The 20,797-nt window shown below is 61.2% G+C and carries 21 protein-coding genes; 7 read left to right on the top strand and 14 right to left on the bottom strand.

Translation table 11 applies throughout. The annotated features are described in order from the left end of the window. Nucleotides 1-9: 9 nt before the first annotated feature. The 3 genes from PMI24_RS24510 to PMI24_RS24500 all read right to left on the bottom strand — a co-directional run bounded on the left by PMI24_RS24510 (nt 10) and on the right by PMI24_RS24500 (nt 2,149). Nucleotides 10-603 carry an HAD family hydrolase gene (locus tag PMI24_RS24510; RefSeq protein WP_007958753.1) on the bottom strand — a complete coding sequence of 198 codons (594 nt, stop codon included), beginning with the start codon at nt 601-603 and terminating at the stop codon, nt 10-12. After that, nucleotides 600-1,469: an acyl-CoA thioesterase II gene (gene tesB / locus PMI24_RS24505; protein WP_007958750.1), complete on the bottom strand. Its 870-nt coding sequence runs from the start codon at nt 1,467-1,469 to the stop codon at nt 600-602. Before tesB ends, PMI24_RS24510 begins: the two co-directional genes overlap by 4 nt. A gap of 110 nt (nt 1,470-1,579) precedes the next feature. Next, a complete protein-coding gene (locus tag PMI24_RS24500; RefSeq protein WP_007958748.1) occupies nt 1,580-2,149 on the bottom strand; it encodes a GNAT family N-acetyltransferase in 570 nt (189 codons plus the stop codon). A gap of 82 nt (nt 2,150-2,231) precedes the next feature. Between PMI24_RS24500 and PMI24_RS24495 the strand changes: the two genes are divergently transcribed. Continuing rightward, nucleotides 2,232-3,152: a histone deacetylase family protein gene (locus tag PMI24_RS24495; RefSeq protein WP_007958746.1), complete on the top strand. Its 921-nt coding sequence runs from the start codon at nt 2,232-2,234 to the stop codon at nt 3,150-3,152. Nucleotides 3,153-3,327: 175 nt separating this feature from the next. Beyond that, on the top strand, nt 3,328-4,569 hold the full coding sequence (locus PMI24_RS24490; RefSeq protein ID WP_045121879.1) for a TIGR03862 family flavoprotein: 1,242 nt from the start codon (nt 3,328-3,330) through the stop codon (nt 4,567-4,569). Nucleotides 4,570-4,607: 38 nt separating this feature from the next. Here the strand turns inward: PMI24_RS24490 and PMI24_RS24485 are convergent, their stop codons facing one another. Together PMI24_RS24485 and yedA are read right to left on the bottom strand one after the other, a co-directional pair. Further along, entirely contained in the window at nt 4,608-5,948 is a 1,341-nt protein-coding gene (locus tag PMI24_RS24485) for a DEAD/DEAH box helicase (RefSeq protein ID WP_007958742.1), read from the bottom strand. A gap of 52 nt (nt 5,949-6,000) precedes the next feature. Next, nucleotides 6,001-6,951, bottom strand: coding sequence for a drug/metabolite exporter YedA (gene yedA / locus PMI24_RS24480; RefSeq protein ID WP_007958740.1), 951 nt, complete (start codon nt 6,949-6,951; stop codon nt 6,001-6,003). A gap of 163 nt (nt 6,952-7,114) precedes the next feature. On the opposite strand from yedA, the gene PMI24_RS24475 reads away from it, so the two are divergent. Then, nucleotides 7,115-7,567 (top strand): Lrp/AsnC family transcriptional regulator, encoded by a 453-nt coding sequence (locus PMI24_RS24475; protein WP_007958738.1) that lies wholly within the window; start codon nt 7,115-7,117, stop codon nt 7,565-7,567. Nucleotides 7,568-7,623: 56 nt separating this feature from the next. On the opposite strand, the gene PMI24_RS24470 is transcribed toward PMI24_RS24475, so the two are convergent. Then, nucleotides 7,624-8,142: a BRO-N domain-containing protein gene (locus PMI24_RS24470; protein WP_007958735.1), complete on the bottom strand. Its 519-nt coding sequence runs from the start codon at nt 8,140-8,142 to the stop codon at nt 7,624-7,626. Between the two features lie 457 nt (nt 8,143-8,599). Here PMI24_RS24470 and PMI24_RS24465 point away from each other — a divergent pair, with 457 nt between their 5' ends. Continuing rightward, nucleotides 8,600-9,604, top strand: a complete 1,005-nt coding sequence (locus tag PMI24_RS24465; RefSeq protein WP_007958734.1) for a hypothetical protein — start codon at nt 8,600-8,602, stop codon at nt 9,602-9,604. 88 nt (nt 9,605-9,692) lie between these two features. Here PMI24_RS24465 and PMI24_RS24460 read toward each other — a convergent pair whose 3' ends face one another. The 3 genes from PMI24_RS24460 to PMI24_RS24450 all read right to left on the bottom strand — a co-directional run bounded on the left by PMI24_RS24460 (nt 9,693) and on the right by PMI24_RS24450 (nt 11,714). Next, nucleotides 9,693-10,298, bottom strand: a complete 606-nt coding sequence (locus PMI24_RS24460; protein ID WP_007958732.1) for a 3'-5' exonuclease — start codon at nt 10,296-10,298, stop codon at nt 9,693-9,695. Nucleotides 10,299-10,338: 40 nt separating this feature from the next. Continuing rightward, nucleotides 10,339-10,818: an NYN domain-containing protein gene (locus PMI24_RS24455; RefSeq protein WP_007958730.1), complete on the bottom strand. Its 480-nt coding sequence runs from the start codon at nt 10,816-10,818 to the stop codon at nt 10,339-10,341. 137 nt (nt 10,819-10,955) lie between these two features. Further along, nucleotides 10,956-11,714: a DUF2076 domain-containing protein gene (locus PMI24_RS24450; protein WP_007958729.1), complete on the bottom strand. Its 759-nt coding sequence runs from the start codon at nt 11,712-11,714 to the stop codon at nt 10,956-10,958. 178 nt (nt 11,715-11,892) lie between these two features. Here PMI24_RS24450 and PMI24_RS24445 point away from each other — a divergent pair, with 178 nt between their 5' ends. Both PMI24_RS24445 and PMI24_RS24440 read left to right on the top strand, forming a co-directional pair. Then, the gene (locus PMI24_RS24445; protein ID WP_007958726.1) at nt 11,893-12,567 is read left to right on the top strand and encodes a YciC family protein; all 675 of its coding nucleotides are present in this window, start codon (nt 11,893-11,895) and stop codon (nt 12,565-12,567) included. Nucleotides 12,568-12,641: 74 nt separating this feature from the next. Further along, on the top strand, nt 12,642-13,718 hold the full coding sequence (locus PMI24_RS24440; RefSeq protein ID WP_007958725.1) for an endonuclease/exonuclease/phosphatase family protein: 1,077 nt from the start codon (nt 12,642-12,644) through the stop codon (nt 13,716-13,718). Between the two features lie 114 nt (nt 13,719-13,832). On the opposite strand, the gene PMI24_RS24435 is transcribed toward PMI24_RS24440, so the two are convergent. The 5 genes from PMI24_RS24435 to PMI24_RS24415 all read right to left on the bottom strand — a co-directional run bounded on the left by PMI24_RS24435 (nt 13,833) and on the right by PMI24_RS24415 (nt 19,643). Then, complete coding sequence (locus PMI24_RS24435; RefSeq protein ID WP_007958723.1) at nt 13,833-14,669, bottom strand: ABC transporter ATP-binding protein; 837 nt, start codon at nt 14,667-14,669, stop codon at nt 13,833-13,835. Continuing rightward, the gene (locus tag PMI24_RS24430; protein ID WP_007958721.1) at nt 14,657-15,460 is read right to left on the bottom strand and encodes an ABC transporter permease; all 804 of its coding nucleotides are present in this window, start codon (nt 15,458-15,460) and stop codon (nt 14,657-14,659) included. Before PMI24_RS24430 ends, PMI24_RS24435 begins: the two co-directional genes overlap by 13 nt. 10 nt (nt 15,461-15,470) lie before the next feature. After that, a complete protein-coding gene (locus PMI24_RS24425) occupies nt 15,471-16,448 on the bottom strand; it encodes an ABC transporter substrate-binding protein (protein ID WP_007958720.1) in 978 nt (325 codons plus the stop codon). Nucleotides 16,449-16,746: 298 nt separating this feature from the next. After that, the gene (locus PMI24_RS24420) at nt 16,747-18,117 is read right to left on the bottom strand and encodes an aspartate aminotransferase family protein (RefSeq protein WP_007958718.1); all 1,371 of its coding nucleotides are present in this window, start codon (nt 18,115-18,117) and stop codon (nt 16,747-16,749) included. Nucleotides 18,118-18,149: 32 nt separating this feature from the next. After that, nucleotides 18,150-19,643, bottom strand: coding sequence for an aldehyde dehydrogenase (locus tag PMI24_RS24415; RefSeq protein ID WP_007958717.1), 1,494 nt, complete (start codon nt 19,641-19,643; stop codon nt 18,150-18,152). Between the two features lie 238 nt (nt 19,644-19,881). Here PMI24_RS24415 and PMI24_RS24410 point away from each other — a divergent pair, with 238 nt between their 5' ends. Further along, on the top strand, nt 19,882-20,796 hold the full coding sequence (locus tag PMI24_RS24410; RefSeq protein ID WP_007958716.1) for a LysR family transcriptional regulator: 915 nt from the start codon (nt 19,882-19,884) through the stop codon (nt 20,794-20,796). The last annotated feature ends 1 nt before the right edge of the window (nt 20,797 follow it).

The raw sequence follows: 20,797 nt of genomic DNA, 5'->3' as shown, positions 1-20,797 counted from the left end.
CGTTTTTTTTCAGGCGAACAACATTCGCCGCAACTCCACACAATCCTTCGCATGCCAGTCGGTCAACTCCGGCCACGGATTATCCGGCAGGTTCACCAGCACCGTGTGGGTGCCCGCTGCCCGACCGCAGTCGAGGTCGAAGCGGTAATCTCCGACCATCACCATCTCGCTCACCGGCACTTGCCAGGCTTCGGCCAGTTTCAGCAAACCGCCCGGATGCGGTTTCGGCGGTGCTTCATCGCGACCCAGCACATCCTCCACCGCAAAACAGTCGGCCAGGCCGATGGCCTCCAGCGTCACATGGGCCAGTTCCCGCGCATTGCGGGTCAGGATGCCCAGGCGATAACCCCGGGCGTGCAGGTCGCGCACCAGCTCCACCGCGCCGACCGCCGGGGTCGAGCCGAGCGCCAGATCGCGCTCATGTTCCAGCAGCCACGCATGTTTCGCCGCTGCTTCCTCGGCGGGCAATGCCGCGAGGTGAGTGAGGATGTCGTCCTCCGGCGGGATCGACAGCGCCACGCGGATTGCCGCGAAGTCGTGCACGGCGACGGTCAGGGTGCCGTCCATGTCGAACACCCAGTGCCGCACATCCGCCAGACTCATGCCCAGTCCTTGCGATGACGGATCAGGCCTTCCTGGGTCACCGACGCCACCAGTTGCCCGGCACGGTTGAACACACTGCCACGGGAGAACCCGCGGGAATTGCCGGCCCACGGACTGTCCATGGCGTAGAGCAACCAGTCATCGGCGCGCAGGTCGTTGTGGAACCACAACGCGTGGTCGAGGCTGGCGACCTGCATGTCTTTCTGCCAGACCGATTTGCCGTGCGGCAGCATCGAGGTGGTCAGCAGGCCGAAGTCCGAGGCGTAGGCCAGCAGGTATTTGTGCAGCGCCGGGATGTCGGCCAACGCGCCGTCGGCACGGAACCACACGTACTTGACCGGATCCGCCGGTTGCGGGTTGTACGGGTCTTTTTCAGTGACCGGGCGCACTTCGATCGGCTTCGGGCACAGCAGCTTTTCGCGCATGTGTTCCGGGATCAGGTGCGCGCGTTGCTGGGTCAACTCCAGCTCCGACGGCAGGTTTTCCGGGCCGACCACTTGCGGCATCTGGCTCTGGTGTTCGAAGCCTTCTTCGTCGTACTGGAACGAAGCGCTGCAGGTGAAAATCGGGTGGCCCTTCTGGATCGCGGTCACGCGGCGGGTGCTGAAACTGCCGCCGTCACGCACGCGGTCAACCGAGTAGACCACCGGCAACTTGGCATCGCCCGGACGCAGGAAATAACCGTGCATCGAATGCACATGGCGCGCTTCTTCAACGGTCTGACTGGCCGCCGACAGCGACTGGCCGAGCACCTGGCCGCCGAACAACTGGCGAAAGCCCAGATCCTGGCTGCGACCACGGAACAGGTTTTCCTCGATCGGTTCGAGGGTCAGCAGATCCACCAGATCTTCCAACACTTGGCTCATTCAGACTCTCCTCACACAAAGCTATGCCGCGCAGTCTTGGCTGCGGCGGGGGATTCAGGTTCTGGCCGGCGCCCCCCAGGGTGCCGGCCATTGTAAACGTCCGCGCCTGCTTATCCATGCAAGGTTTCCAGCCACTGCTCCCTCGTGATGCGGTACAACACATGTCGCTGTAACGGGTGACCGTCCACGAGACGCGGGTGGTCGAAATCATCCTGCGGGGCGTGGTGCATGCCGATCGCCTGCATGACTTTCTGCGACGGCAGATTGGTTTCGCTGGTGAACGACACCACTTCATTCAGCGCTACCCGGTCAAAGCCGCAACGCAGAGCGGTCCAGGCCGCTTCGCTGGCATAACCGAGGCCCCAATGCTCTTTGGCCAGGCGCCAGCCGATTTCCACCGCCGGGGTGAACGGCGCATCGAAACCGACCACGCCGAGCCCGGTAAAACCGATGAACTCGCCGCTGTCCTTGCGCTCCAGCGCCCACAGGCCGTAACCGTGTTCGGCAAAATGCCCACGCACCCGGCCGATCAGCGCGGCGCTTTCCAGCCGGCTCAAGGGCGCGGGGAAGTAGCGCATCACCTGCGGGTCGGCGCACATGGCCGCGAACGCCGGCAAATCCCCGTCCTGCCATTGGCGCATCAGCAGCCTTGCGCTTTCCAGCTCCAGTATCGGTTCCATCCCGCCCCTCCGCTTGATGCCGTCAGTCTACATCGCTGTTAGGCTTTGCACTCTTTCCTGCAGCCTTTATGAATAGTCCACCATGCCGTTGCCGCTGATCTACCACGAAGACTACAGCCCGGAATTTCCGGCGGATCACCGCTTCCCCATGGACAAGTTCCGCCTGCTGCGCGATCACCTGGTGGACAGCGGCCTGACCCGCGATGAAGACCTGCTGCGCCCTGAATTGTGTCCTGCCGACATTCTCGCCCTGGCCCATGACCGCGGTTATATCGAACGCTACATGAGCGGCGAGTTGTCCCGCGAAGACCAGCGGCGCCTCGGTCTGCCGTGGAATGAAGCCCTGGCCCGGCGCACGGTGCGGGCGGTCGGCGGATCGATTCTCGCGGCAGAGAAAGCCCTGGAACATGGCCTGGCCTGTCACCTCGCCGGTGGCACCCATCACGCCCACTACGATTACCCCGCCGGGTTCTGCATCTTCAATGACCTGGCGATCATCAGCCACTACCTGCTGCAAAGCGGCCGGGTGAACCGGGTGCTGATCTTCGACTGCGACGTGCATCAGGGCGACGGCACTGCACGGATTCTGCACAACACCCCGGAAGCGATCACCGTTTCCCTGCACTGCGAAAAGAACTTTCCTGCACGCAAAGCCGAAAGCGACTGGGACATTCCGCTGCCCAACGGCATGGGCGACGCCGACTACTTGAAGGTTGTCGATGACGCGCTCAACTATCTGCTGCCGCTGTATCAGCCGGATCTGGTGCTGTACGACGCCGGCGTCGACGTGCACAAGGACGACGCCCTCGGTTATCTGCAACTGACCGATGAAGGCGTTGCCGCCCGCGATGAAAGCGTGATGCGCCACTGCCTGGGCCGCGACATCCCGGTGGTCGGGGTGATCGGCGGCGGTTACAGCAAGGATCGCCACGCCCTCGCCCGCCGCCACGGCATCCTGCATCACAGTGCGCAGCGCGTCTGGCAGTCATCGGGTTGTCATTGAGTTGTGCTGCGTTACCCACAATGGCTGTGGAACGGCCTGTGGATAACCTGAGCGAAAGGGACTACAGCCCACGCTGAACATGGCCTGCAGCGCGCTGGTTGTTTTTTGATCAGGCCTGACGATGCTCGCTGCTGCTAGAATGCGCGGCTTATTCCGCCACGCTATTGCCGCTGCCATGACCCAGACTTCCGCCGCCCTTCCCGCTCACGTCGCCATCATCGGCGGTGGCCCCGCCGGCCTGATGGCCGCCGAAGTGCTGAGCCAGGCCGGAGTCCGCGTCGATCTGTACGACGGCATGCCCTCGGTAGGCCGCAAGTTCCTGCTGGCCGGGGTCGGCGGCATGAACATCACTCACTCCGAAGCCTACCCGGCCTTCCTCTCGCGCTACGCCGAACGCGCCCCGAACATCGCCCCGCTGTTGCGCGCGTTCAACGCCGATGCTCTGTGCCGCTGGATTCACGAACTGGGCATCGAAACCTTCATCGGCAGCTCCGGCCGCGTGTTCCCCACCGACATGAAAGCCGCGCCGTTGCTGCGCGCCTGGCTCAAGCGCCTGCGCGACAGCGGCGTGGTTATCCACACCCGCCACCGCTGGCTCGGCTGGGATGAAAACGGCGCGCTGCGCATCGACAGCCCGGAAGGCGAGAAAACCCTGAATCCCGACGCCACCCTGCTGGCCCTCGGCGGCGGCAGCTGGTCGCGGCTGGGTTCCGACGGCGCGTGGATGCTGCCGCTGGAGCAACGCGGCGTAGGACTGGCGCCCTTGCAGCCGAGCAATTGCGGCTTTGAGGTGCAGGCCTGGAGCGAAGTGATGGTCAGCAAATTCGCCGGCGCGCCGCTGAAAAATATCGCCATCGGTTTGAACGACGATGTTCCGCGTCTGGGTGAATGCGTGATTACCGCGACCGGCATCGAGGGCAGTCTGATTTATGCGCTGTCAGCGCCGATTCGTGAGGCGATCAATGTGCACGGTGCCGCGACCATTCACATCGACCTGCTGCCCGGCCGGCCTGTGGATAAATTGCAGGCGGCGTTGAGCAAACCACGGGGTTCGCGCTCGATGGCCAAGCATTTGCACAGTCAGGTCGGGATTGATGGGGTGAAAGCGGCGCTTCTGCGAGAACTCACTAATGCTGCGACGTTTGCTGATCCGGCGTTGTTGGCCAGGGCGATCAAGGCCTTGCCGCTGACGCTGGTGAAAACCCGACCACTGGATGAAGCGATCAGCAGTGCCGGTGGCGTGACGTTTGAGGCGATGGATGAGCGCTTGATGCTCAAGGCGTTGCCGGGGGTGTTTTGCGCGGGGGAAATGCTGGATTGGGAAGCGCCGACTGGGGGGTATTTGCTGACGGCGTGTTTTGCCAGTGGCCGGGCGGCCGGAGCTGGAATGCTGGACTGGTTGAAACAGCGTAACTGATCGTTCCCGCATTGCGCGGGAACGACCCTGTCTGACGTTTAAGGCTTACGCTTGCGCGGCCCGGTATTAAACACCGGCACTTTGCGCACAGGCTTGATCGAAGGCTCCGGCGCCTGAGTCTCGCCGCTGTCCACCCACTTGCCCAGATTGCGCTTGCCACCGCCACCACCGGAAGCTTTCGGCTTTTTCGGTTTCTTCGGCTTCTTGATCACCTGACCACTGGCATCAGTGTCCGGCACGCGGTGCTCGGGCACGAAGTCCGGCTCAACCTCGCGCTTCAACGTGCTGCGAGTCAGCATTTCAATCGCCGACAACATGTTCACTTCATCGGCACACACCAGCGAGATTGCCTCACCGGTCGAACCCGCGCGGCCAGTCCGGCCGATACGGTGAATGTAATCCTCGGCCACGATCGGCAGATCAAAGTTGACCACCAGCGGCAGGTCTTCGATATCCAGACCACGGGCAGCAACATCAGTGGCCACCAGAATCTGCACTTCGCTCAGTTTGAAACGATCCAGCGCGCGCTGCCGGGTCGCTTGCGGCTTGTCGCCGTGGATACCGTCAGCGTTCACGCCCAGGCCCTGAAGTTTTTCGACCAGTGCGTCCACACCATTACGGGTCTTGGCGAATACCAGCACCTGCTTCCACTTGTTCTTGCGCATCAAGTGCACGAACAGTTCCGGCTTGCGCTTCTTGTCCACCGTCACCACCCACTGCTTGACGGTGTTGGCGGCCACGTTGCGCGGGCTGACTTCGATGCTCTGGGGATCGTTGAGCATCTGCCCGGCCAGCAGGCGGATGTCATCGGAGAAGGTCGCGGAGAACAGCAGCGTCTGACGTTTCTTCGGCAGCGCGCGGTAAATGTTCGCCAGCTCCTCGGAAAAGCCCAGGTCGAGCATACGGTCGGCTTCGTCCAGCACCAGGGTTTGCAACTGGTTGAACTTCAGCGCGTTCTGACGGAACAGGTCGAGCAGACGGCCCGGGGTCGCGACCAGCAGATCGACGCCACCGCGCAGTTTCATCATCTGCGGGTTGATGCTGACGCCGCCGTACACCGCGTAAGTGCGCAGCGGCAGGTTTTCGGCGTACTGGCGCACGGCTTCGTGGACTTGTTCGGCCAGCTCGCGGGTCGGCACCAGAATCAGCGCACGCACCGAGTTCGCGGTGACTTTCGGCCCTTCCATCGCCAGCAGTTGCAGCAGCGGCAAGGCGAAACCGGCGGTCTTGCCGGTGCCGGTCTGGGCCGCAGCCATCAGGTCGCGACCGGCCAGCACGGCCGGAATGGCTTGCGCCTGCACCGGCGTCGGGGTCTGGTAGCCGAGCTTCTCAAGGGAGCGCAGCAAGGGTTCGATCAGGCCAAGGGTGGCGAAAGTCATGGGAGTACCGTAGGAAAAATCAGAGCAAGTGTGCGATGGCGCGCAGTTTACCCTAATTCGCACGTTGCTCCGTCGCTATGACCTTCGCTGCGGCAGCCGGCTCGCTGACCACCGGCGACCGCGCCGGACGCCGCCACTGCGGCAGACCGATCAGCACCACCGCACCGATGATCACCAGCATCGCCAGCGCCTCTTCGATCCCGATGGTCTCGCCGACAAACACGATCCCCAGCAACACCGCCACCGCCGGGTTCACATAGGCATAACTGGTGGCCGCCGCCGGGCGAACGTTTTTCAACAGGTACATGTAAGCGTTGAAGGCGATGATCGAGCCGAAGAAGATCAGGTACGCCAGCGCCAGCCAGCCTTCCAGCGGCGGCATGGCCTGCAGGTGTTCACCGCTGGCCGCGCTGCCGATCAACAGCACCACGCCGCCCACCAGCATTTCCACGGCACTGGCCATTGCGCCTTGAGGCAGCGGCAGGTGTTTGCTCCACACCGAGCCGAACGCCCAACTCGCCGCCGCGAAAATCAGCAGCGCCGCGCCCAGCGGACTCGATTGCAGGTTGGAGCCCATGTTGAGCATGGCGATGCCGATAATCCCCATCGCCACCCCGGCCCACTCCAGACGGGTATTGCGCGCGCCCCAGAAATAGCCGCAGAGCAAAGTGAACAGCGGCACCGTCGCCACCGCCAGCGCGGCAACACCCGACGCCACGCCGCTGTGCTCGGCCAAAGTCACCGCGCCGTTGCCGAAACTGAGCAACAGAATCCCGATGATCCCCGCCGCTTTCCACTGCGCCCAGGTCGGCGCCGGTGCCCCACGCCAGCGCAGGAAGGCGTACATCAGGGTGCCGGCAATCACGAAGCGCACGCCGCCAAGCATCAGCGGTGGCCAGTATTCGACGCCGATGCGGATCACCAGATAGGTCGATCCCCAAATCACGTACAACGCAAAAAACGCTGCGATCAAGGGCAAGGAAAAACGGCGCAAGGCAGACATGGGCAGCTCGAAAGTCAGACTCAGGGGATTGATTATTCTAGAAAGGCCAACCGCTAAAAATAAGTTACAAAACCTGTTTATAGCGCCGGTACACTTTCGAAAACACGGAGATCGACGGCCTGAACCGCGATTTCGAAAGTCTGGCATTTTCAGGAGTCCAACCTTGGACAAATACGACCGCATGCTGCTCAGCGCCCTGCTCGAAAACGGTCGCGCGTCCTACGCCGACCTCGCCCGCAAAGTGAACCTCTCCGCCCCCGCCGTCGCCGAGCGCGTGGCCAAACTGGAGGCGGCCGGAGTCATCACCGGGTATCAGGCGAACATCGACCTGTCGAAAATCGGCTTGCCGATCCAGTGTGTGATCGAATTGCGCCTCCACCAGAACGGCAGCCAAAAGGTCTACGACGAACTGGTGAAAATTCCACAACTGACCGAGTGCTTTCGAGTGACGGGCGATCCATGCGTGATCATGAAGGCCGCGGTGGGTTCGATGACCGAGCTGGAAGAGCTGATCAACCGGGTGGCAAAATTCGGGTTCAGCAAGACGTCGATCGTGTTGTCGAGCGCGATAGAGAAGCGGGTGCCGCTCGGCCACATCGAAGGCAACGGAAAGTAACCTTCCCGTCCCGCTCGTTCCCACGCTTTGCGTGGGAACGTTCATCGCGAGGGTCATCAGCCGTAGCTGTAGCCTTCTTGGCTCAAGAGGCTTGGCATGTCCCGCAAGCGAATCCACGGCTCATTGCGCCAATGCAACAGCTTCAAGGTCTGCCCCGCACATAGCATCAACTGCAGATGTGGGCGCGGACTGAAAGAAGACAACACATCCTCGTGCAGTAACGGCACTACCTCATGAGTCAGCCAACGGCGTAGATGGCGGTTTTCCGGAGAGTAGTGATAAACCAGCATTGCATAGACACCTGACTCGCTGAGCATCAGGGTTTCCTGAGTGCCATCAGGTCCCGAGAGGCAAATCGTACGTCGCTGATCCGAATCAAGCTTGAGCACCTGTCGGTCATTGATTTCCAACCCCATCAGACGACCAATACCTCGGGCGCAGAACCAGGCTTCGCCATGTACCAGAGCGGCTTGCAGCTGGATGTGATGGCGGATGAAGGTTTGGGGTTTTACGAGCGACTCACGGCTGAATGACGAGCCGGCGTTTTTTGGAGCGTTGGGAATTACTTTGATCATGGCAAATCACCTAACGAAAGTTGGAGCCGCCAGCATCACTTGCAGATGATGGGTGGCAGCTGTGCGCGGGTCTGCAAGACCGAGTCGTTAGGCAACCTCGGCAGACCCGAGGGTCTCCCGCACACAGCCACCATAAAATCGTTGGTCGCCAAAAGAGCGACGCGATTATAGGTGCACCGGTCAGTGCCTAACAAATTATCGGCGGGCTTGCAGTCCCGGTCGCTGAATTGGCAGCGACAAACAGAGGTTATCGGTGGGCTTGTTGGAGCTCAAGACAGATTATCCCTAACTTTCGGTAGGACACTTCGACAAACGCTACACACGGCTAAACAGCCTATTTACACGAGATTTCTGTGGCCTATGGACACCGCCAGATGCGACCGATAATGTCCTTCAAAAGGTCGATCTTCGGCGCTCGAAAAAACAAGAATTCAATAAAAAAGAGAGGAACTCAGCGATGACTTGGAAGGGAACCCTACGCTCGATGCAAGCGTCAGCGCGAAGAGCCGAACGAAATTCGAAACGACGCCAGCGTGAACTGGAAGTACGACAGAAAGAGTTCGCGAAAATGGAGGCTCGCGAGCAGGCTGCGCATGAAGTTGAAGTCTACGAAAACCACATTGAACTGTTGCTTTCAGTGCACAAGGACTGTGGTGAACAGATCAACTGGGGTGAGTTCGTTAGCCAACCGGCACCGATCAAACCCGTAGAGCTCAATACGCATGAAATCCATGCCAGAGAGAAACATTCCAGCTACAAACCGGGCTTCATTGTTCGCACTTTGAAACTGGAAGCCAGAAAGCGCAGAAAGCTTGAGGAAGCCATTCCCGCAGCAGTGGCCAAAGACACGCAGAAACTGGCTGAAGAATTGAAAGAGTGGGAAGCGCAGCATCGCGAATGGCAGGAAGACTACGATCTTGCGACGGGAGTGCTCGCCGGTAACGGCCAATCCAAGATTGATGCCGTCATGCAAGTGAACCCTTTCACAGATATCTCACATCTCGGCACCTCCATCACTTTCTCGGTTGGAGAAACCGGCATATTTGAATGCACGCTTTCGGTTCACGGTGAGAAAGTGATTCCCCAGGAGATCAAGTCACTGCTGCAGAGTGGGAAACTCTCCGTTAAAAAGATGCCGATCAGCAAGTTCAACGAGCTGCTGCAGGACTATGTGTGTAGCTGCGTTCTGCGAGTAGGCCAAGAGTTGCTCAGTATCCTTCCAGAGCGCATGGTGATCGTGACTGCCGTTGACTCACTTCTTAACTCCGCAACTGGCCATCTGGAGGATCAACCTATCCTCAGTGTCGCTATTTCTCGCGACACGCTGTTCAAACTCAACATGCAAAGCATCGACCCCTCAGACTCGATGAAGAACTTTGTGCACACCATGAACTTCAAGAAAACAACGGGGTTCATGCCGGTGAGCAAAGTCGACAGTCAACATTTTGCCAGTCTGGCCTGACGCAGAAAATTCGCAGCCTTTCGACAGCTCTTACTTGATAGTCGTCAAAGCAGGAGCCGTCTCAGGCTGCGGTCCCTGAAACCTGAAGTCAGCGATAGCGCTGAAGGTGCTCGCCGACTTTAGCGGCCGGCACTTTCTGCAATTTGCACAGCAGGTCGTGCGATAGCTCCCGCACGCCGTGCTTGTGCCGCAACTCATCCGCCAGATGCGCCATCAAATTTGCCGCCATCTCCGCATCCGCCATCGCCCTGTGCGCCTGGCCGGTATGCGGCAACTGGGCAAACGTGGTGAGCGTGCCGAGCTTGTGGTTCGGCGCCGCCGGCATCAGGCGGCGGGCCAATAGCAGTGAACAGGCGAAGTTCTGCAAACGGGTGCGTTTGATCCGGCCCAGTTCGAAGTCCCAGAACTTCTGGTCGAACGCGGCGTTGTGCGCCAGCAGCGGCGTGCAGCCGACGAATTCGTTGACTTCGTTCATCACCTGTTCGGCCGAAGGCGCGGCGCGCAGCATGGCGTTGCTGATGCCGGTGAGTTGTTCGATGAAGGCCGGGACGCGGACGCCGGCGTTCATCAGGCTCTGGTAACGCTCGACGATGCGGCCGTTTTCCAGCATGACCACGGCGATTTCCGTGGCCCGGCAACTGCTGCTCGGCGAGATGCCGGTGGTTTCAAAGTCGATGACTGCAATGCGTTCCAAACCGGGTGGTACTCCGTTTAAATCAATTCTTGAGCAGGGCTCAATTTTTCAACAGCAGTGCGCCTTCGATCGGCACGTAACGGCTGGCGGCGCGGATCAGCGAGTTGGCGGTCAGGCCGGGAACGCCGTAGGCCACCGCTTGTACGCCGTGTTTGTTGATGATGCGTTCGAGCAGCATGTCGAAATCGCCGTCACCGGAGGCCAGGACGATTTCGTCGACGTGGTCGGCGGCGTCCATGATGTCGAGTGTGATGCCCACGTCCCAGTCACCCTTGGCCGAGCCGTCGCTGCGCTGGATGTAGGGTTTGAGTTTCACGGTGAAACCGAGGTTGCGCAGGATCTGCTGGAACTGCTGCTGTTTGCTGTCGCCCCGGTCGATCGCATAGGCGTAGGCCTCGACGATCTGCCCGTGCTGGCTGACATCCGCCCACAGCGCCGCGTAGTTGAAGTGGCAACCATAGGCCTGACGCACGGTGTAGTAGAGGTTCTGCACATCGGCGAACACTGCGATTTTTTTCACCGGAGTTCCTGTGAGCGCTGACGCGCATGAGCCGGATCAGGCACCAGGCCCGAAAAAGGCGCTCAGTATGCCAGCCCGAAGGAAGGTTCCGCGAATAATCGGCCCGGGGCGATCAGGCGCCCCGGACGAATGGTGAATCAGACGAAGGAATCGTCGTCATCGAAGAACGATGAGTTGTCATCGCTGTAGTCAGTGTCGGTGAAGCCGCCCTGATCATTACCGTAGGAGTCGTTGTTGGCCATGCGCTGGTCATCGCCCCAGCCGTTGTTGCTCTGGTCGTTGACCTGGGCCGGCTCTTCCTTGATGACTTCGACGATTTCTTCCGGCTGCTGGTTGTGATGGAACAGGCTGCTGATGCCTTGTGCCAGCATTACGCCACCCGCCACACCGGCGGCCGTTTTCAGGGCACCGCCGAGGAAGCTGCTGCCGGCCGCCGGGGCCGCTTGTTGCTGGCCATAACCCGGTGGTGGCGCGCCGAAGTTCTGTTGTGGCGCGGGTGCTCCGAAGTTCTGTTGTGGGGGCGGTTCACGCCAGCCGCCAGTGGACGCCGGGGCGCTCTGGGTTGGTGCCGGGCGCGGGCTGCTGCCACCGAAGATGCTCGACAGGAAGCCACCACCGCTGGAGGCCGGCGGCGCGCTCTGCGCCTTGGCCGATTGCAGTTCGGCCTGCAATTGCTTGACCTGTTGAGTCAGTTGTTTGTTCTGTTCGTCGAGGCTCTTGAGGGCAGCCTCCTGCACCAGAATCGCCTGGGTCATGAAATAACCTGCGGCCGGCTGGCGCGTCAGGTGTTCCTTGATCCGCGCTTCAGCCAGTGCGTCGCGCGGGGCTGCCTCCGTTTCGGCCTGTTGCAGCCGGGAAAACAGTCCATCGATCAGGGTTTGTTCTTCGCTGTTCATGGCGACCTCGTAGATTGCCGGGGATAACGTTGCCCTCTTCCACGTCGGAGGAGGCGCACCTCTGTAATGGAGGCAGCAACAGAATGTTTCAATGACCTTTACCGAACGTTTACGTTTGCGCAGCGAAACGGATCATCGGTTAAAGTGGGCCACTGTTTTTGACCTGCGATACCGACTGATGAATGCCTTCGATGTGCTGCGCGACTCCCTGTATTTCTTCAAACGCAATCTGGGCCGGATCGTCCAGTTGTGCCTGCCGCTGGTGATTTTCGAAGCCGTGCTGCAACAGGTGGTCGACCATGCCAGCGACCCGGACGGTTACTCGGCCATCAGCGTGATCGTCGGCCTGCTGGTGTATCCGCTGTACACCGCCGCGCTGATTCTGTTTCTCGATGCCCGCACCCGCGGCGAATCCCCGCAAACCCGCGATCTGCTGGCGATGGCCGCTCGTCTGTGGCCGCGCTTCGCCCTGCTGACTGCACTGAACACGCTGTTGATCCTGCTCGGTCTGTCGCTGTATTTCCTGCCGGGGCTGTGGCTGATGGTCACTCTGGCCTTCGGTGAATACCTGCTGGTGCTGCGTGGTTACGGCCCGTTGCAGGCGATGAAGGAAAGCCTGCGCCTGAGCCGTGGGCATTTTCTGCGGATTCTGGTGTGCATCCTCTGTGTGATGGGGCCGTTGTGGCTGCTCAAGGGCCTGACCCTGCAGGTCTATCCCGATCCGCAGAACCCGTTGATTGCGGTGCTGATCGACAGTGGCCACAGCTTCCTGCAACTGTTCACCAGCGTAGTGCTGTTCCGCCTGTTCATGTTGATCAGCGAATTGCCCGACAAACGTGACGGAATAGTCTGACTGCGCCGCGCTTGGGCTGATGGATGGGTCTCGGGTATGCTCGGGACCACTTCCGTATCGCTATAAGCCGAGCCATGACCCGTCTACTGCGCTACATCCTGTTGCCCGCACTGCTCGCCCTCGCCCTGATCGGCACGCTGATCTACAGCCTGACCTGGCGCCCCGATGCCCGGGAAACCCTGCCGGTCAGTTGCACCGGGCAACCGCCGACGCTGGTCCCCGGCCAGGCCCTGAAAGTCATGACCTGGAACGTGCAATACCTGGCCGGCAAGCGCTACGTGTTCTGGAATGACCTGGCGCAAGGCGACGACGAAGCCCCGACTCCGGAAGACATGGCGTTCAGTCTCGATGAAGTGGCGCGGGTGATCCGCGACGAACAGCCGGACGTGGTGCTGTTGCAGGAACTGGATGACGGCGCCAAGGCCAGCGACTATCAGAATCAGCTCAAGCTGTTGCAGGAACGCCTCACCGACCTCTACCCGTGCAGCGCCCACGCCTTCGACTGGAAGGCCGATTTCGTCCCGGACCCGCACATCTTCGGCAGCGTCGGCCGGCAGCTCGCCACCCTCAGCCGCTACCGCATCGAACACGCCGAACGCCTGCAATTGCCGGTGCAGCCGGCGAACATCATCAGCCGTCAGTTCCAGCCGAAAAACGCCCTGCTCGCCACCACTCTGCCGCTCAGTGATGGCGGGCAACTGGTGGTGTTTAACACCCATCTGGATCGCGCCACCCAACCGGACGACACCTTGCAGGCACAGGTGACAGCGGTGGCCAAGGTCCTCGATAAACACGAAAGCCACGGCACGCCGTGGCTGATCGGTGGTGACTTCAACCTCTTACCGCTCGGCCAGTACCGACGCCTGCCCACCGAGCAGCGCACGCCGTACTCCGCCGACAGTGCGCTGCATGTGCTGTGGGACAAATACCCGATGATCCCGACCAACAACGAAGCCAGCGGCATCGACCGCGCCAAGTGGCTGACCCACTATCCCAACGACTCCGGCCTCAACGGCCCGGACCGCACGGTCGATTACCTGTTCTACAGCCCGAAGATCAAACGGGTCGAAGCCACGGTGCGGCAGGACGATACGTTGCGCATTTCCGATCACCTGCCGGTGATTGCGCGGTTCCTGTTACCTCCCAACTAAATGCCGTCCTTGTGGGAGCGAGCCTGCTCGCGATAGCGGAGTGTTAGGCGAAGGTTTTCTGACTGATCTTCCACCATCGCGAGCAGGCTCGCTCCCACATGATGGTTGGTGGTCTCAGTGAGCGTCTTCGAGATCATCGTGTAACAGCCCGAAGATCTGCCGCTTCATGTCGATGAACGAGCGCTCCATCACCATGTCCAGCGTGCGTGGGCGTTCGATTGGCACATCCAGAATTTGCTTGATCCGTCCCGGCCTGGCGCCCATCACATACACCCGATCGCCGAGCAGGATCGCTTCGTCGATATCGTGGGTAACGAACAGCACGGTTTTCTTGCTGTTGCCCCACACCCGCAGCAATAGCTGCTGCATTTGCAGGCGGGTCTGGCTGTCGAGGGCGCCGAAGGGTTCGTCCATCAGCAGGATCTGCGGGTCGTTGGCCAATGCCCGGGCAATCGCCACCCGCTGCATCATGCCGCCGGACAACTGCTTGGCGTAGTTGTCGGCAAACCCGGACAGGCCGACTTCGTGGACATAGTGATCGACGATTTCCTTGCGCCGCGCCGCCGGCATGCCCCGACGCTTGAGGCCGAATTCAACGTTCTGCCGCACCGTCAGCCACGGAAACAGCGTGTAGCTCTGGAACACCATCCCGCGATCCGCGCCGGGGCCCTGCACTTGTTGGCCGCCGACGTAGATCTCGCCGGAGGTCGGCTCGGCCAGGCCGGCGGTGAGGTACAGCAGGCTCGACTTGCCGCAGCCCGACGGCCCGACCAGCACCGCGAATTGCTGATCCGGCACTTCGAACGACACTTCTTCCAGCGCGGTGAAGGTTCCGCCGCCGGGCTTGGTGTAACGCAGGCTGACCTTGTCCACCTGCAACCTTGGCGCGGCGTGTGCCGGTGCGGCGACCGGCTCGATGAAACGACGGTTGGCAGCGGTTACTGAGCCCATGCGGCAATCCTCAAACGCAAGAAGCGGAACAGTTGATCGGTGACCAGGCCGAGCAGGCCGATGATCGCGATGGCGAGAAAAATCACATCGACCTGAAAGCCGCGCATGGCCTTGAGGCTCAAGTAACCGAGGCCACTGGAAGCGGCGACCAGTTCGGCGACCACCAGATAGGTCCAGGCCCAGCCCATGGTCACCCGCAGAGTGTCGAGCACACCGGGCAACGACGCCGGGGCGATCACGTGCAGCACCGCGTCACGCCGGTTGGAGCCAAGGGTGTAGGAAGCGTTGATCAAGTCCTTGGAAATGCCTTTGGACACGTCGGCGATCATCACCAGTTGCTGGAAGAACACACCAAAAATGATCACCGACACCCGCTGCTCCAGACCAATGCCAATCCAGAGGATGAACAGCGGCACGAACGAGGTCACCGGCAGGTAGCGGATGAAGTTGACCAGCGGTTCGAGGAACGCCTGGACGATGCGGAAGCTGCCCATCAGCAAGCCCAGCGGCACCGCCACCAGCGACGACACGATAAAGCCGACCATCACCACTTCGACACTGGCCCAGACATGCTGGCCGAGGGTGCCGTCGCGGCTCAGGCGCACGGCGGCTTCAACCACCGCGCCCGGTGTGGGCAGGAACATCCCCGGCACGATGCCGCCGTAGGACAACCCGGCCCAGAGGCCGACCAGCAACACCCAGGCCAGACCGCTGGCGCTCCACACTACCGGCACCGGCAACCCGGTCTTCGGCGTAATGCAGCGGCTCAGCCATGAATTGCGCTTGAACATGACCAGTCTCCTAGAGCGGGCTGACGAAACGGTTATCCACCAGATCGTCGTTGCTGACGTTGTAGGGCTTGCCCTGCAATTCGCTGGCGGTTTCGTTGGCCAGTTTGATCAGCGGTGCGCTGTCACCCGGCGCGCCGGGTTTGCCCAGCAGCTTCTCGCTCATGGCCTGATCGTAGAAGCGCACGCCTTGCGCGGCGGCGGCCAGTTCCTTCGGATCGGACAAGTAACCGCCGACGCCCTTGGCCATGATTTCGTAGGCTTTCTGTGGATGATCCTTGGTGAACTGCACGGCTTTGTAGAGGCCGGCGACCAGCGCTTTGACGTCTTCCGGCTGCTTCTCGATCACTGTGCAGTTGAGCGCCACCACATCGACGATCACCCCCGGCGTACTGCTGCTGTCGATCAGCACCTTGCCCTGTTGCTTGTCGCGCACCATCGACAGGTGCGGCTCCCAGGTCACGGCGGCCGGTACGCGACCGGCGATGAACGCGGTGGCGGCATCGTCGGCGGTCATGTTCTGCACGGTGATGTCGCTCATGCTCATGCCGTTCTTTTTCAGCAGGTACGACAGCCAGAACTGCGAGGTCGAACCTTCGTTCACGGCCACCGCCTGGCCCTTGAGTTCTTGCAGGCTCTTCACGTTCTTGCCGACCAGCACACCGTCACCGCCATGGCTGTCATCCAGCGCAGCCACAGCCTTGAAGCAGAACTGCGGGCGGTACTTGAGCACTTCGTCGATGGTCGACGCCGAGCCGGACAATTGCCCGGACGCCTGGGCGGCCATGTACATCGAGGCTTCTTCGACCACCGGCAATTCGACGGTCAGGCCGTTTTCCTTGAAGTAGCCCAGATCCTGGGCCAGATACAGGGTGCCGTAACCGACCCACGTGGTGTGGCCGATCGACAAGGTGCCAGCCTGGGCGGCGGTGACGGAAAGGGCGGAAATCGCCAGAGGACATGCAAGACGGGTAAACAAGAACTTGTTCATGGAGCACTCCCAACGCTGTTGATTTAGTTGTCATGGGCAGTACGGCCAGCCGTGGTGTCGCGATTGCACGCTGCGGTCTCTGCTGGACTCTGGCGGGCAATGCCTTGGCTGGCGAAATCGATGTTGACCCAGGCTCGGCGTCAGGAAAACGAGGAAATAGTTAGACGCGAACGATGAAAAAACTGGGTAGTGCGCACCGCGAAAGGGCGCATCGGGCGGGGGTGCCCGAGGTGGGTGCAAAGCCAAAAAAAATCGCAGCCGAAGGCTGCGATTGTTAACGGTTCATGCAGGATTCAAATCAGAGCCGACCGTATTCCTGCGCCGTACGATCCAGCGCTTTCAACGTCTTGCCCACCAGCTCGTCAATCTCTTCACGGCTGGCAATCAACGCCGGCGCCATGATCATCCGCCCCAGGGTCGAGCGAATGATCACCCCCTCTTCAAAACCAATCGTGCGGCAGCGCCAAGCAATATCGTTCTCATTAGCGAAGCGCTTGCGCGTGGCCTTGTCCTCGGCCAGTTGCAACGCCGCGACCATGCCCGTGCCCTGAATATCGCCCACCAGCGGGTGATTGCCGAACACCTCGCGCAGGCACTGTTGCAGGTACGGGCCGATGTCATCCTTGACCCGCGTCACCACGCCTTCATCGCGCAATGCCTTGAGGTTCGCAATCGCCACCGCCGCCGCCACCGGGTGCCCGGAATAGGTCAGGCCGTGGGCGAATACGCCGCCCTGCTCCACCAGCACGTCGGCCGTTTTTTTCGACAGGATCAGGCCACCCATCGGGATGTAACCGGAGGTCAAACCCTTGGCGATGGACAGGGTGTCCGGCTCGAAACCGAAGTATTCGTGGGCGAACCATTCGCCGGTGCGACCAAAGCCGCCGATCACTTCATCGGCACACAACAGCACGTCGTACTTGCGGCAGATGCGCTGGATTTCCGGCCAGTAGCTTTCCGGTGGGAAGATCATCCCGCCCGCGCCCTGGAACGGTTCGGCAATGAACCCGGCGACTTTGTCTGCGCCCAGTTCGAGGATCTTCGCTTCCAGTTGCTGCGCCGCACGCAGGCCGAATTCTGCCGGGGTCAGGTTGCCTTCGTGAGCGAAGAAGTACGGCTCGTCGATGTGCGCGATGTCGGGAATCATCCCGCCCATTTCATGCATGAACTTCATGCCGCCGAGGGCCGTCGCCGCGAGAGTCGAACCGTGATAACCGTTCCAGCGGCCGATCATGATTTTCTTCTCGGGCTTGCCCAGCACCTGCCAATAACGGCGCACGGTACGGATCAGCACCTCGTTGGCCTCGGAGCCGGAGTTGGTGTAGATCGCGTGGCTGTAGTGCCCCGGCAGCAGACTGAACAGCAGCTCGGAAAGCTCGATCACCTGCGGGTGGGTGGTGTGGAAAAACATGTTGTAGTACGGCAACTGCTCCAGTTGCTGGCTCGCCGCCGCGTTCAAATCCTTGCGCCCGTAACCGAGGTTGGTGCACCACAGCCCGGACATGCCGTCGAGGTAGCGCCGACCGTCGTTGTCCCACAGGTGCAGGCGGTCACCGCGCACCATCACCCGTGGGCCTTCGTCGTTGAGGGCCTTCTGGTCGACGAACGCATGAATGTGGTGCGCTGCATCGGCGGCCTGGTAGTCGCGGGTTTCACGTGAGGTGGTCATCGCCGGATCTCCTTTCTTGTTGTGAGCGGCTGTCATGAGCGCAGTTGAAACCAGGTGGTTTTCAACTGGGTGTATTTGTCGAACGAGTGCAGCGACAGATCGCGGCCGAAACCGGATTGCTTGCCACCGCCGAACGGCACGGTCACGTCCAGCGCATCGACGCTGTTGACCGACACCGTACCGGCTCGCAATTGCCGCGCCACCCGATGCGCGCGGTGCAGATCATCGGTCCACAGCGACGCCGCCAGACCGTAGACGCTGTCGTTGGCCAGTTGCAAGGCGTGGGCCTCGTCATCGAACGGAATCACCGCCAGCACCGGACCGAAGACTTCTTCGCGAAACAGGGTCATGTGCGGCTGCACGTCGGTGAAAATCGTTGGCTGAATGAAGTTGTCGGAGCCGTTGAAACTCAGCTGCCGCCCGCCGCAGATGCGGGTCGCGCCTTCGCGTTCGGCCTGGTTGATGAAGCGCAGAATGCTTTCCGTCTGACGGGTGTCGACAATCGCCCCGGCCGCACTCGCCGGGTCCAGCGGATCGCCCGGCTGCCAGCGTTCGGCCTGAGCTTTCAGCCGCTCGACGAACTCGTCATGAATCGAGCGCTCCACCAGCAATCGCGAGTTGGCCGAGCAGACTTCGCCCTGATTGAAGAAGATCCCGAACGCGGCTTTCTGCGCCGCCAGATCCAGATCATTGCAGTCGGCGAACACCAGATTGGCGCTCTTGCCGCCGCACTCCAGCCACACTTGTTTGAGGTTCGACTGCGCGGAGTACTGCATGAAATATTTGCCGACCTGGGTCGAGCCGGTGAACACCAGGCAATCGACATCCGGGTGCAAGCCCAAAGCTTTGCCGGTCTGCTCTCCAAGCCCCGGCAGCACGTTCAGCACACCGGCCGGCAGCCCGGCTTCCAACGCCAGCTCGGCCAGACGCAACGCGGAGAACGGTGATTGCTCGGCGGGTTTGAGAATCACCGAGTTGCCCGCCGCCAGCGCCGGCGCGAGTTTCCACGCGGCCATGTCCAGCGGGAAGTTCCACGGCACCACGGCGGCGACCACGCCCAACGCTTCGCGGGTGATGGTCGCCAGCACATTCGAGGCACTCGGCGCGACCTGATCGTAGAGCTTGTCGAGGCTTTCGGCGTACCAGCGGAACACCCCGGCGGCGCCCGGTACGTCGATGTTGTAAGCGTCCATCACCGGTTTGCCCATGTTCAGCGAGTCGAGCAGCGCCAGTTCTTCGCGATTGGCCAGAATCAGATCCGCCAGCCGCAGCAGCACTTGCTTGCGCTCGGTGGGAGAACGCCCGGCCCAGGTGCCGGCCTCGAACACCTGCCGCGCATTTTTCACCGCCGCATCGACATCTTCTTCACCGCACGCAGCGACGTTTGCCAGCAACTGGCCGGTGGCCGGGTTGATCGCGGCAAAGGTCTGCCCCGACTGCGCCGCACACAGCTTGCCGTCGATCACGGCCTGGTACGGGTAGCTCAATTCAGCGGCCTTGCGCTGCCAGTCTGCAAGCTCGAACACGGTGGTTGCTCCTTGGACTTTTAATCTTTTGAGAACAGTGCGCAGTGATAGTCGCTCAGGCCCGTGCGGGCTAAAACCAGTAAAAATGTCTTCGCAGACAATAAAAAAGGTAACCAGCCGATGGCCCCTTCGCGCGCGTATGGGGCTATTGTTCAGGGACAAAAAAACCGCCGACAGAACGGAGGCCGGCGGCGTACAAATTGCTTGGATGTGGAATCCGTTCGCTTTGAGGTTCACCGTGGCCGCTTACAACCTGCGTCAGTTGAAATACTTCATCACCACCGTCGAATGCGGCAGCGTCGCCGAAGCCTCGCGCAAGCTGTACATCGCGCAACCGGCGATTTCCACGGCGATCAAGGGGCTGGAAGACAGCTTCGGCGTGCAACTGCTGATCCGCCATCACGCTCAGGGCGTGTCGCTAACGCCGAGCGGCGCGCGGTTCTTCCGCAAGGCCCAGGAACTGCTGCGCATGGCCAAGGAGTTCGAACAGAACGCCCTCGCCGACAACGACGTGGTAGCCGGGCAGATCGATATCGGCTGTTTTGAAACGGTCGCACCGCTCTACCTGCCGCAGCTGATTGCCGGGTTCTCGGCGCTGTATCCGGGGGTGAAGATCCGCATACGCGACGGCGAACAACAGGAACTGGTGCAAGGCCTGACCTCGGGCACCTTCGACCTGGCAATCCTGTACAAGCACGACCTCGACGCCACCATCGAAACCGAACCCTTGATGCCGGCCCAACGGCCTTACGCCCTGCTCCCGGCAGATCACCGCTTCGCCCAGCTCAAGCAGGTTTCGCTGCGGGACTTGTGCCTCGAGCCGATGATCCTGCTCGACGTGCAACCGAGCCGCACCTACTTCGTCAGCCTATTCGAAGAACTCGGCCTGTCGCCGCGCATCGAGTTCAGCTCGCCGTCGATCGAAATGGTGCGCGGCATGGTCGGCCAAGGTTTCGGCTTCTCGATCCTGGTCACCCGCCCGCATTCGGAATGCACCTACGACGGCAAGAAAGTCGTGTGCGTCGACATCGTCGAAGACGTCACCGGCTCAGGCCTCGTGGCCGCGTGGCTCAAACGCGGACAACTGACCAAACCGGCGCAGTTGTTTGCCGATTATTGCCGGGAGCAGCTGACCGCGAAGGCCAGTCGCTGAC

The sequence above is a fragment of the Pseudomonas sp. GM25 genome (assembly GCF_000282255.1).
Taxonomy (GTDB): Bacteria; Pseudomonadota; Gammaproteobacteria; order Pseudomonadales; family Pseudomonadaceae; genus Aquipseudomonas; species Aquipseudomonas aphyarum.
This window is presented reverse-complemented; position numbering and strand designations above follow the sequence as displayed.

What these genes read in the sequence shown, in the direction of transcription:
- PMI24_RS24510 (WP_007958753.1), bottom strand. Translation starts at nt 603, where the DNA reads ATGAGTCTGGCGGATGTGCGGCACTGGGTGTTCGACATGGACGGCACC.
- tesB (WP_007958750.1), bottom strand. Translation starts at nt 1,469, where the DNA reads ATGAGCCAAGTGTTGGAAGATCTGGTGGATCTGCTGACCCTCGAACCG.
- PMI24_RS24500 (WP_007958748.1), bottom strand. Translation starts at nt 2,149, where the DNA reads ATGGAACCGATACTGGAGCTGGAAAGCGCAAGGCTGCTGATGCGCCAA.
- PMI24_RS24495 (WP_007958746.1), top strand. Translation starts at nt 2,232, where the DNA reads ATGCCGTTGCCGCTGATCTACCACGAAGACTACAGCCCGGAATTTCCG.
- PMI24_RS24490 (WP_045121879.1), top strand. Translation starts at nt 3,328, where the DNA reads ATGACCCAGACTTCCGCCGCCCTTCCCGCTCACGTCGCCATCATCGGC.
- PMI24_RS24485 (WP_007958742.1), bottom strand. Translation starts at nt 5,948, where the DNA reads ATGACTTTCGCCACCCTTGGCCTGATCGAACCCTTGCTGCGCTCCCTT.
- yedA (WP_007958740.1), bottom strand. Translation starts at nt 6,951, where the DNA reads ATGTCTGCCTTGCGCCGTTTTTCCTTGCCCTTGATCGCAGCGTTTTTT.
- PMI24_RS24470 (WP_007958735.1), bottom strand. Translation starts at nt 8,142, where the DNA reads ATGATCAAAGTAATTCCCAACGCTCCAAAAAACGCCGGCTCGTCATTC.
- PMI24_RS24465 (WP_007958734.1), top strand. Translation starts at nt 8,600, where the DNA reads ATGACTTGGAAGGGAACCCTACGCTCGATGCAAGCGTCAGCGCGAAGA.
- PMI24_RS24450 (WP_007958729.1), bottom strand. Translation starts at nt 11,714, where the DNA reads ATGAACAGCGAAGAACAAACCCTGATCGATGGACTGTTTTCCCGGCTG.
- PMI24_RS24445 (WP_007958726.1), top strand. Translation starts at nt 11,893, where the DNA reads ATGAATGCCTTCGATGTGCTGCGCGACTCCCTGTATTTCTTCAAACGC.
- PMI24_RS24440 (WP_007958725.1), top strand. Translation starts at nt 12,642, where the DNA reads ATGACCCGTCTACTGCGCTACATCCTGTTGCCCGCACTGCTCGCCCTC.
- PMI24_RS24435 (WP_007958723.1), bottom strand. Translation starts at nt 14,669, where the DNA reads ATGGGCTCAGTAACCGCTGCCAACCGTCGTTTCATCGAGCCGGTCGCC.
- PMI24_RS24430 (WP_007958721.1), bottom strand. Translation starts at nt 15,460, where the DNA reads ATGTTCAAGCGCAATTCATGGCTGAGCCGCTGCATTACGCCGAAGACC.
- PMI24_RS24425 (WP_007958720.1), bottom strand. Translation starts at nt 16,448, where the DNA reads ATGAACAAGTTCTTGTTTACCCGTCTTGCATGTCCTCTGGCGATTTCC.
- PMI24_RS24420 (WP_007958718.1), bottom strand. Translation starts at nt 18,117, where the DNA reads ATGACCACCTCACGTGAAACCCGCGACTACCAGGCCGCCGATGCAGCG.